Here is a 1,704-nt window from a genome sequence, read left to right as displayed (position 1 = left end):
TTTTTAAAGTTCTTTTATCCATGCAAATCTTCCTTTCTGCTTATAACATAACTATATAGTATTCGTAACCAATAGTCAATGCAAGATAAAAAGAATTTTTCGACAAATAAAAAAGGTAGCTCCTAAGTTTTACCCTAGAAGCTACCTTCCACTACAATATATCTATATAATCACCATGTACATAACCACCATGTGATCCATAATAAATGTGTATCCAATCATTCTCTTTTCTATAAAGCCTTACTTTTTCTCCATGTTGTAAACCTCCTAGTATTTTGGAACTTGTGCTTTTACCTTCTCTTACATTTAAACCGTCTTTGGCAGTTACTATGCCAGTTTTACCATCTAAAGAGTACCAATCGTTATTAGGCATAGGCTTACCTGTAATTCCTTCTACAATTGCATTAGCTAATCTTTCTGAACCTACTTTTTTATATAACTCCACATCTGCACTATCTATAAAGAATAACTCTATTAACATTGCTTTAGCTTTTGTATTTCTTATTACATATAAATTGCTACCGTCTTTAATTCCTCTATTATTAAAGCCTAAAGCTGTTATAGTCTTTAAAGTTTCCTGTGCCTCTGTAAAAATATCCTTATTATAGGTATATATTTCTGTTCCTTGTCCTCCTCCTGCATTTACATGTATGGATATAAATAAATCTACATTATTAGAATTAACCTTATTTACTCTATAAGATAAGCTTTCATTTACACTATTAGCACTATCTATTGCGCATTCTATAACTGTGTGTCCTAAAGCTCTTAATTTGAAGGTAACTATTTTCCCTACTTCTCTTGTAATATCCTGTTCTTTAAGTCCATTACCCATCGCTCCAGTATCATAGCCTTTTAAAGTGTGTCCATAATCTATACCTATTCTCAACTTTATTCCTCCTTTCTGATTTCTTTTTTATTACCTTCTTTAAGTTGTAATAATGCTTCTTTCATCTTCTGTGGTATTGGCAATCCTAGTGAACCACAATTTTCTAAAATAGACAAACCCTCATTTGCTATATAAAAATAACAAACAAGGGTTCTAAATATCCATTTATCAACATTCAATAATCTATCTAACGAAACAGCAACTATTAATACTACAAATATAACGCCTTTTCTAGCAATACCTTTAAGCCCTACCTCGCTGGATAATTCTTTATTTAAGTATCCTCTCATCCAACCAGTAGCATAATCTAAAGCCATTAAAGTAATTAATATCTGTAATGCTAAATCCCAAGTTCCAAAGAACCATGTAAGCCCTGTTCCTATACTTGCTACTATTGTTTTTATTAAGTTTTCTTTCTCCATGTTACACCTCTCTTATAGGCAATAAAAAAAGACCTGTTACAGTCTGTTTCTTTGCCTTTATATTATTCTATGCTATATTCTTGACCTGTTATAAGTTTAAACTCTTCTGGTGTTATTAACCCCCACTTTGTTGCTTCCTTTAAGTCCTCTAAAGTTAAATGTCCGCCAGTATATGCTAATTCATAAAAATCAAACATTACTTACTTCCTCCGTTCACTAATTGTGCTATAATAGCATCCTTCTTTTTATTTTCTATAGCTAATGCATTAACCATCTTTATTAATACATCTTCTGTAGTGGGTCTATCTTTTTCGTATGAATAAGTAACTTCCCCATGTTTGCCATAAGTCTTTTTAATCACATCTAGCCAATATTCAAATTCTTCATCTTTAC

At 31.3% G+C, this 1,704-nt stretch carries 4 protein-coding genes; all 4 read right to left on the bottom strand.

Features of this window, described 5'->3' with window-relative positions:
- Positions 1-151: 151 nt before the first annotated feature.
- Positions 152-889 carry an N-acetylmuramoyl-L-alanine amidase gene (locus tag ACWPW7_RS23340; protein WP_454055641.1) on the bottom strand — a complete coding sequence of 246 codons (738 nt, stop codon included), beginning with the start codon at positions 887-889 and terminating at the stop codon, positions 152-154.
- Between the two features lie 2 nt (positions 890-891).
- Positions 892-1,311, bottom strand: coding sequence for a phage holin family protein (locus ACWPW7_RS23335; RefSeq protein WP_454055640.1), 420 nt, complete (start codon positions 1,309-1,311; stop codon positions 892-894).
- A 62-nt stretch (positions 1,312-1,373) separates the two neighbouring features.
- Positions 1,374-1,508: an XkdX family protein gene (locus ACWPW7_RS23330; RefSeq protein ID WP_454055639.1), complete on the bottom strand. Its 135-nt coding sequence runs from the start codon at positions 1,506-1,508 to the stop codon at positions 1,374-1,376.
- Positions 1,508-1,704 (bottom strand): hypothetical protein (locus ACWPW7_RS23325; protein WP_454055638.1); only part of this gene is annotated, 197 nt, incomplete at its 5' end. The genes ACWPW7_RS23325 and ACWPW7_RS23330, both read right to left, overlap by 1 nt.

The sequence above is a fragment of the Clostridium sp. Marseille-Q7071 genome, from assembly GCF_965112025.1.
Note: the sequence above shows the minus strand (reverse complement) of the source record. Positions and strands in the feature narration are given on the sequence as shown.

Coding starts and splice junctions, on each gene's coding strand:
- ACWPW7_RS23335 (WP_454055640.1), bottom strand. CDS start 1,311: ATGGAGAAAGAAAACTTAATAAAAACAATAGTAGCAAGTATAGGAACA.
- ACWPW7_RS23330 (WP_454055639.1), bottom strand. CDS start 1,508: ATGTTTGATTTTTATGAATTAGCATATACTGGCGGACATTTAACTTTA.